The organism is Christiangramia aquimixticola (genome assembly GCF_048285835.1).
GTDB lineage: Bacteria > Bacteroidota > Bacteroidia > Flavobacteriales > Flavobacteriaceae > Christiangramia > Christiangramia aquimixticola.
Genome location: NZ_JBLVTL010000002.1, coordinates 411,570 through 418,570, shown reverse-complemented (window position 1 = coordinate 418,570; position 7,001 = coordinate 411,570). Strand labels below are relative to the sequence as shown.

9 protein-coding genes are annotated in these 7,001 nt (G+C 38.7%); 1 reads left to right on the top strand and 8 read right to left on the bottom strand.

What is annotated here, in order from left to right; all coding sequences use genetic code 11:
* From ACNKXV_RS05540 to pdxA, 7 genes are all read right to left on the bottom strand, one after another.
* Window positions 1–614 (bottom strand): FAD-dependent oxidoreductase (locus tag ACNKXV_RS05540; RefSeq protein WP_417906708.1); only part of this gene is annotated, 614 nt, incomplete at its 3' end.
* A 75-nt stretch (window positions 615–689) separates the two neighbouring features.
* Window positions 690–2,042, bottom strand: coding sequence for an acetyl-CoA carboxylase biotin carboxylase subunit (gene accC / locus ACNKXV_RS05535; RefSeq protein WP_417906707.1), 1,353 nt, complete (start codon window positions 2,040–2,042; stop codon window positions 690–692).
* Between the two features lie 65 nt (window positions 2,043–2,107).
* On the bottom strand, window positions 2,108–2,617 hold the full coding sequence (gene accB, locus ACNKXV_RS05530) for an acetyl-CoA carboxylase biotin carboxyl carrier protein (RefSeq protein WP_417906706.1): 510 nt from the start codon (window positions 2,615–2,617) through the stop codon (window positions 2,108–2,110).
* Window positions 2,618–2,635: 18 nt separating this feature from the next.
* Window positions 2,636–3,634, bottom strand: coding sequence for a beta-ketoacyl-ACP synthase III (locus tag ACNKXV_RS05525; RefSeq protein WP_417906705.1), 999 nt, complete (start codon window positions 3,632–3,634; stop codon window positions 2,636–2,638).
* 178 nt (window positions 3,635–3,812) lie between these two features.
* Window positions 3,813–4,010, bottom strand: a complete 198-nt coding sequence (rpmF, locus tag ACNKXV_RS05520) for a 50S ribosomal protein L32 (protein ID WP_417906704.1) — start codon at window positions 4,008–4,010, stop codon at window positions 3,813–3,815.
* A gap of 13 nt (window positions 4,011–4,023) precedes the next feature.
* Window positions 4,024–4,557 (bottom strand): YceD family protein, encoded by a 534-nt coding sequence (locus tag ACNKXV_RS05515; RefSeq protein ID WP_417906703.1) that lies wholly within the window; start codon window positions 4,555–4,557, stop codon window positions 4,024–4,026.
* Window positions 4,558–4,652: 95 nt separating this feature from the next.
* Complete coding sequence (pdxA, locus tag ACNKXV_RS05510; protein ID WP_417906702.1) at window positions 4,653–5,699, bottom strand: 4-hydroxythreonine-4-phosphate dehydrogenase PdxA; 1,047 nt, start codon at window positions 5,697–5,699, stop codon at window positions 4,653–4,655.
* A gap of 61 nt (window positions 5,700–5,760) precedes the next feature.
* Between pdxA and ACNKXV_RS05505 the strand changes: the two genes are divergently transcribed.
* Window positions 5,761–6,348 (top strand): riboflavin synthase, encoded by a 588-nt coding sequence (locus tag ACNKXV_RS05505; protein WP_417906701.1) that lies wholly within the window; start codon window positions 5,761–5,763, stop codon window positions 6,346–6,348.
* Here the strand turns inward: ACNKXV_RS05505 and ACNKXV_RS05500 are convergent.
* Window positions 6,345–6,641: a hypothetical protein gene (locus tag ACNKXV_RS05500; protein WP_417906700.1), complete on the bottom strand. Its 297-nt coding sequence runs from the start codon at window positions 6,639–6,641 to the stop codon at window positions 6,345–6,347. The genes ACNKXV_RS05505 and ACNKXV_RS05500 overlap by 4 nt on opposite strands.
* Window positions 6,642–7,001: the final 360 nt, after the last annotated feature.

Below are 7,001 nucleotides of genomic sequence, written 5' to 3'. Positions count from 1 at the left end.
CCCTCATCGCTAAAGGATTTTACTTCCATCCCATTAAGTATAGTGACCCCAAGAGAAACCGCTTTCCTTACCAGGCTTCGCATCATTTTTCCGGTATCAATCTGGCCTTCAAATTTATTCCTGATGAGTTTAGGCTGAATATTACTAAAACCAAAATGATTATTGTAAACTGAAAATACGTCACTACCAAAAACCGGTTTCAACAACCGGTTTACCTCAGCAATCCTGTCCATCGATTCCTGATAGAGAGCTTCGTCATTATGGGTAAAAAGTTCATACCCGCTATTGTTCTGAAAGTCGATATTTTGATCCCCAAGATTCTTCCGAAGTAAATCAAGGCCATTTCTGCGTTTTTCAACCAGTTCAACTACTTCTTCTTCAGAATGTGTTTTAAGATCGTCCAGGATCTCTGAAATGCTTCCGAAACATGCAAAGCCGGCATTTTTGGTACTGGCTCCTTCCGGCAGGACCCCCTTTTCAAGAATTATAATCTTTGCTTCAGGTTCCAAGGCTTTTAAATGGATAGCGCAATTCAATCCTGTAATTCCGCTTCCTATAATGCAATAATCGATTTCAGAAAAAAAAGTGTCGGTTTCCCAAAAGGAAAAGTTCATGCGTCAATTAATTTTACGGCTGAAATTACAAAATAATAGGTATAAAAAAACCCCGGTGATTACCGGGGTTTTGTATTAAGATTCTTCAAGAGGTTTCATTTTAAAATCCTCCATGAATTTTGTGGTATAATTTCCTTCAATATAATCAGGATGATCCATCAACTGTCTGTGGAACGGGATAGTGGTTTTTATACCTTCTATCACGAACTCATCCAGTGCACGCTTCATTTTATTGATAGCTTCTTCCCTGGTCTGGGCAGTAGTGATCAATTTAGCGATCATGGAATCATAATTTGGAGGAATGGTATAACCACTGTAAACATGAGTGTCTATACGAATTCCATGCCCTCCCGGTGCGTGAAGATTGGTGATCTTCCCAGGTGATGGTCTAAAATTATGATAAGGATCTTCTGCGTTGATTCTACACTCTATAGAATGTAATTGTGGAAAATAATTCTTTCCTGAAATTGGCACCCCTGCAGCAACAAGAATTTGCTCACGAATAAGGTCATAATCAATTACCTGTTCTGTAATTGGGTGTTCTACCTGTATACGGGTGTTCATTTCCATGAAGTAGAAATTCCTGTGCTTATCCACAAGGAATTCAACTGTTCCGGCTCCTTCATACTTAATGTATTCAGCGGCTTTTACTGCTGCTTCTCCCATTTTCTCACGAAGTGAGTCGGTCATGAATGGAGAAGGTGTTTCTTCAGTTAATTTCTGGTGACGTCTTTGTACAGAACAGTCTCTTTCAGAAAGGTGACATGCTTTCCCGGTGCTGTCTCCAACAACCTGGATCTCGATATGGCGAGGCTCTTCAATAAGCTTCTCCATATACATCCCGTCATTTCCAAAAGAAGCTTCTGCTTCTTTTCTGGCAGATTCCCAGGCTGGTTCAAGATCTTCTTCTTTCCAAACGGCGCGCATTCCTTTACCACCACCACCGGCAGTAGCTTTAAGCATTACCGGAAATCCAATTTCCTTAGCAAGCTTAAGACACTCTTTATAGTCTTTCAGAATTCCTTCAGAACCCGGAACACAAGGTACTCCTGCCGCTCTCATCGTAGCTTTTGCAGTCGCCTTATCTCCCATTTTGTTAATCATCTCCGGCGAAGCTCCAATGAACTTGATTTTATGCTCTTCACAAATCTTTGAGAATTTGGCATTCTCTGAAAGGAATCCATATCCCGGGTGGATCGCATCAGCATTGGTGATTTCTGCTGCGGCAATGATATTTGATATTTTAAGATAAGAAAGGTTACTTGGCGCCGGCCCGATACAAACCGCTTCATCTGCAAATCTCACGTGAAGACTTTCAGCATCTGCAGTAGAATAAACAGCCACCGTTTTAATACCCATTTCCTTACAGGTTCGAATCACTCTTAAAGCGATCTCCCCTCTGTTTGCGATCAATATTTTTTTAAACATACCTAATTGCTTTTAAAGTTCTGAAGCCCATAAATGGGCTTTCAGTTGTTAAAACGGGTAGTAAATTATGATGGATCTACTAAGAATAACGGCTGGTCGAATTCAACCGGAGAAGAATCATCTACAAGAACTTTTACGATCTTACCAGAAACTTCACTTTCGATCTCATTAAATAGTTTCATCGCTTCGATGATACAAAGTACATCACCTTCTTTGATAGAGTCTCCAACTTCAGCAAAAGATGGTTTGTCTGGAGATGGTTTTCTATAGAAAGTTCCAATAATTGGAGACTTTACTGTGATATATTTAGAATCATCTTCAGTATTTTTCGTCTCTTCCTGCTTAGGAGCTGACTCCTGCTGAGGTGCTTGTTGAGGTTGAGCCTGTTGAGGTTGTTGCGGCATTTGCTGGTGCATTTGCTGCCCTCCCATAGGAACCTGTTGTACTATGGTAGTTTCCCTTTCGTCTGAACCTGTTTTAATAGTGATCTTTACATCACCAGTTTCTAGTTTTACCTCACTTGCGCCAGATTTGGCTACAAATTTAATCAGATTCTGAATTTCCTTTAAATCCATAATATTTGGTGTTGGTTTTTATGAGTTATAAGCCCACTTGAGATAAGCAGCTCCCCAAGTGAAGCCACCCCCAAAAGAGGCGAATATAATATTATCTCCTTTTTTAAAATTTTTCTCGTTATCGCTTAGTAATAAAGGCAAAGTAGCTGATGTTGTGTTCCCATAACGCTGAATGTTCATGAGCACCTTTTTCTCATCAGTAAGGTTCATTCTCCTGGCGGTAGCATCGATGATGCGTTTATTTGCCTGATGGGCAACCAGCCAGTTAACATCTTCATTAGAAAGATTATTCCTTTCCATGATTTGTGCACTTACTTCAGCCATATTGGAAACAGCAAACTTAAAAACTGTCTTCCCGTCCTGCTGGACGAAATGAAGTTTTTTAGCAATAGTCTCTTCTGTAGGAGGCATTAATGAACCTCCGGCTGCGATCTTTAAAGAGTGACGTCCAATAGAATCACATCTTAAAAGTTCATCCTGCAATCCAAGTCCTTCAGTATTTGGTTCCATAAGAACTGCTCCGGCACCATCTCCAAAGATGATACAGGTTGTACGATCTGTATAATCAATAATGGAGGACATTTTATCTGCACCAATTACCAGTACTTTCTTGTAGCGGCCGGATTCAATATAAGCTGCTCCGGTAGACATTCCATATAAAAAGCTGGAACAGGCTGCCTGCAGGTCATATGCAAATGCATTAACGGCACCAATTTCTGTAGCTACATGTACACCGGTAGATGCCACAGGCATATCCGGGGTTACAGTACCTAAAATTATAAGATCTATTTCTTTAGGGTCCAGGTTCTTTTTTTGCAGTAAATCCTTAGCTGCCTGGATTGCTAAATATGAAGTTCCTTTGGATGGGTCTTTGAGTATTCTTCTTTCCTTAATTCCTGTGCGGGTGGTGATCCATTCATCGGTCGTGTCCACCATTTTTTCCAACAATTTGTTGGTTAAAACATCTTCAGGCACATAAGCACCTACAGCCGTTATTGCTGCCGTGATTTTGTTCATAAATTTGAATTTAATTCACTCTCCACCAATCCTAAATAATATTCACGTTCTAAGTAAATTAGTAAATATTATTTTAACCGGCGTGCAAATTAAGGTCTTTTTAGGACTTAATCAACTAAAAACAAAAAACTCCCACATTGTGAGAGTTTCTATAGTTTTTTGAAGCTCTGGACCTAAATTAAGCCTCTACTTCTTCAGCGTTGTCAATTAATACCTGACCACGGTAATAAAGTTTACCCTCGTGCCAGTGAGCTCTGTGATACAAGTGTGCTTCACCTGTTACAGCATCAACAGCAACTTTTGGAGCTGAAGCTTTATAATGTGTTCTTCTCTTATCTCTTCTGGTTTTCGAGATTTTTCTCTTTGGATGTGCCATGGCTTCCTGTTAATTATTCGTTTAATAAATTTTTTAATTTGTCCCAGCGAGGATCTATATCATCCTCATTTTTCTTTTTCTGACTTTTCAAACTATGCTCTTCGAGCTTCTTAAGTACATCTGAGTCCAGCGTTCCGTCTTCAACTCCCGGATGAATTCTTTTTGCAGGTACAGATAGTACCACCAACTCATAAATATATTGTTGGATATTCACCTCATAATCTCCATGCGGAATAATTAGAAGGTCTTCATCTTCGTTATTGAATTCATCTCCAAATTTGACCACCAGAAATAATGTATTATCTATGGGTTGATCATATGGTTCGTTTGTAAGATCACAATTAACATTAACTGTTCCCATTGCCTTAAAGGTAAGCTCCATCATGGTGCTTTTCTTTTCGAACAACAGATCGATCTTTACATTCGCACTGTTGAATTCCTCGTACTCAAAATGTTCAAAGAACTTGTTATCTAACTCATACTCAAACTGGTGCTTCCCAAGCTTTAATCCCTTGAAAGGAATTGTAAACTCTGCTAAATACCTCATCTCTCCTCAGTTTTGAGTCCTCCACGTTTCCGTAAAGGCGGGTGCAAAGATTTAAAAATTAAATAACTATGGCATTTTTATAAACAAATTTTTGTTTATATCTTCTTGCTTTGCTTTTTCAACGGATTTTCGGTCAGGACCTTATATTCTTCACGGGCTTTATAGATCTCTATTCCTTTAAATACCGCTTCTTTAAAAGAGTTGATATTCGCTTCATTTTTACCGGCGATCTCAAAGGCAGTTCCATGATCTGGCGAAGTTCTTACCTTATTTAAACCGGCTGTAAAATTAACCCCCATTCCAAATGACAGGGTTTTAAAAGGAATTAGTCCCTGATCATGATAGGATGCAACCACTGCATCAAAATTTTTATAATTCTTGGAACCAAAGAAACTATCGGCAGAATAAGGACCAAAAACAAGATGTCCTTTATCTCTTATCTTTTGAATGGTTGGTTTTAGCGTTTCTTCATCTTCTTTCCCAATTACACCATTATCACCGCTGTGAGGATTTATCCCTAACACCGCAATTTTAGGTTTCTGAATTCTAAAATCCTGCTTAAGGGTATTGCTGATAATCCTGATCTTATTCTCAATAAGTTCCGGCGTTATAACATTGGCTATGTCTTTAAGCGCAACATGATCTGTCAATAATCCAACCTTTAAATTATCTGTGATCATAAGCATTAAGCTTTCCCCTCCCAGCTCCTGCGCCAAATAATCTGTATGTCCCGGGAACTTGAATTTTTCTGACTGAATGGTGGATTTATTAATTGGGGCAGTGACCAATACATCGATCTCATCTTTCTTCAATGCCTCAGTTGCCGCTTCAAGCGATTTGAAAGCGTACTCTCCTACCTGAACATCTTCTTCCCCAAAATTGATATTCACATTTTCCTTCCAAACATTCATCACATTGATCTTCCCATCGATAGCTTTTGAAGGATCATCAATTCCCTGAAAGTTCAGAGATAGTTTATAATGCTTTTTTAAGAAATTGATGATTTTTGAAGAGGCGAATATAATCGGGGTACAAAATTCCAACATTCTGGAATCGTCAAAGGTCTTAAGCACAATTTCACTTCCAATCCCATTAAGGTCCCCAATGCTAATTCCCAATTTGATCATTTCAGTTTGTTTCATAAAATTTCCCGATATTATATTATAATTTTACCCACAAATGTAACCAATATTATAGAAAACAATGTTTACAGGAATAGTTGAAGAGGTAGGGAAAATTACAGCGGTTAATCAAAATGGAGGCAATCTGGATATTAAGGTAAAAGCAGAAATGACTCCGGAATTAAAGATCGACCAAAGTGTTTCTCATAATGGGGTTTGTCTAACCGTTGTTTCTATTGAAGATGATGAATATACTGTAACCGCGGTAGAGGAAACATTGAAAAAAACCAATTTATCCAAACTGGAACCTAACGGGCCTGTGAATCTGGAACGCGGAATGAAATTGGGTGACAGGCTGGATGGTCATATTGTTCAGGGACATGTGGACCAGACCGCTGTTTGCAGGAACATCAAGGAAGCTAATGGAAGTTGGGAATTTACTTTTGAATACGACCCACAGATTGGAAACATAACCATAGAAAAAGGTTCTATCACAGTTAATGGAGTAAGTTTAACTGTGGTCAACTCTAAAAAGAATGAATTTAGTGTGGCAATTATCCCTTACACCTATAAAAATACCACCTTCAATAATTTAAAAATTGGAGATGTGGTAAATCTTGAATTTGATGTAATTGGGAAATATGTAAAAAGGTTGACAGAATTTTCTTAGGCCACCTGGAAATCTCTTAGTTTATAACAACCGTACATCACTCCAACCCCCATAAGTATATAAACATAGTCATCTATAGGTAAGCAAAGACCTACAGGAGGAGGAACTCCGGTCCCATCCCCTGGATCAAAACCGCCCCCGCCACCAGGTTCCCCACTTCCACCACCACCTGTTCCGGGATCGCAAGGAGGTCCGGGTCTGCTTTGAGACTGAGGTTCGGGAGGTGTTATTTGAGAATAGGAGTTTACCGCAACTCCAAGGAATAGCGCGAAGATAAGAATGAAAGTTCTCATTTGCCCCATCGACTTACGGTTCTTAATTAACAAATTGTCATGAAAAATTTAACTGAAAAACCTTCATACGAAGGTAAGAATTTTCCATCGTTCATGGCTTGCGGAACACTTATAATATTTGGGTTCACCATATTAATTTACGGAAAAATAAAGACTCCGGTTTTATTTACCAATTAATTAAAAATGCTTTGATACTCATTAAATGAGTCGAACAATTTTCAACCACCTCAAAATTAGATAAATATCCTTCCTAAAATAAAATTTTCTGTTAAAACATCACAAAGAATTCTTAATATAACGAGTTTTTTTACACTTAACCGTAAAAAAAAGCCTCTCACAGAGTGAAAGGCTTTTGGAAGT

What these genes read in the sequence shown, in the direction of transcription:
- accC (WP_417906707.1), bottom strand. Translation starts at nt 2,042, where the DNA reads ATGTTTAAAAAAATATTGATCGCAAACAGAGGGGAGATCGCTTTAAGA.
- accB (WP_417906706.1), bottom strand. Translation starts at nt 2,617, where the DNA reads ATGGATTTAAAGGAAATTCAGAATCTGATTAAATTTGTAGCCAAATCT.
- ACNKXV_RS05525 (WP_417906705.1), bottom strand. Translation starts at nt 3,634, where the DNA reads ATGAACAAAATCACGGCAGCAATAACGGCTGTAGGTGCTTATGTGCCT.
- rpmF (WP_417906704.1), bottom strand. Translation starts at nt 4,010, where the DNA reads ATGGCACATCCAAAGAGAAAAATCTCGAAAACCAGAAGAGATAAGAGA.
- ACNKXV_RS05515 (WP_417906703.1), bottom strand. Translation starts at nt 4,557, where the DNA reads ATGAGGTATTTAGCAGAGTTTACAATTCCTTTCAAGGGATTAAAGCTT.
- pdxA (WP_417906702.1), bottom strand. Translation starts at nt 5,699, where the DNA reads ATGAAACAAACTGAAATGATCAAATTGGGAATTAGCATTGGGGACCTT.
- ACNKXV_RS05505 (WP_417906701.1), top strand. Translation starts at nt 5,761, where the DNA reads ATGTTTACAGGAATAGTTGAAGAGGTAGGGAAAATTACAGCGGTTAAT.
- ACNKXV_RS05500 (WP_417906700.1), bottom strand. Translation starts at nt 6,641, where the DNA reads ATGAGAACTTTCATTCTTATCTTCGCGCTATTCCTTGGAGTTGCGGTA.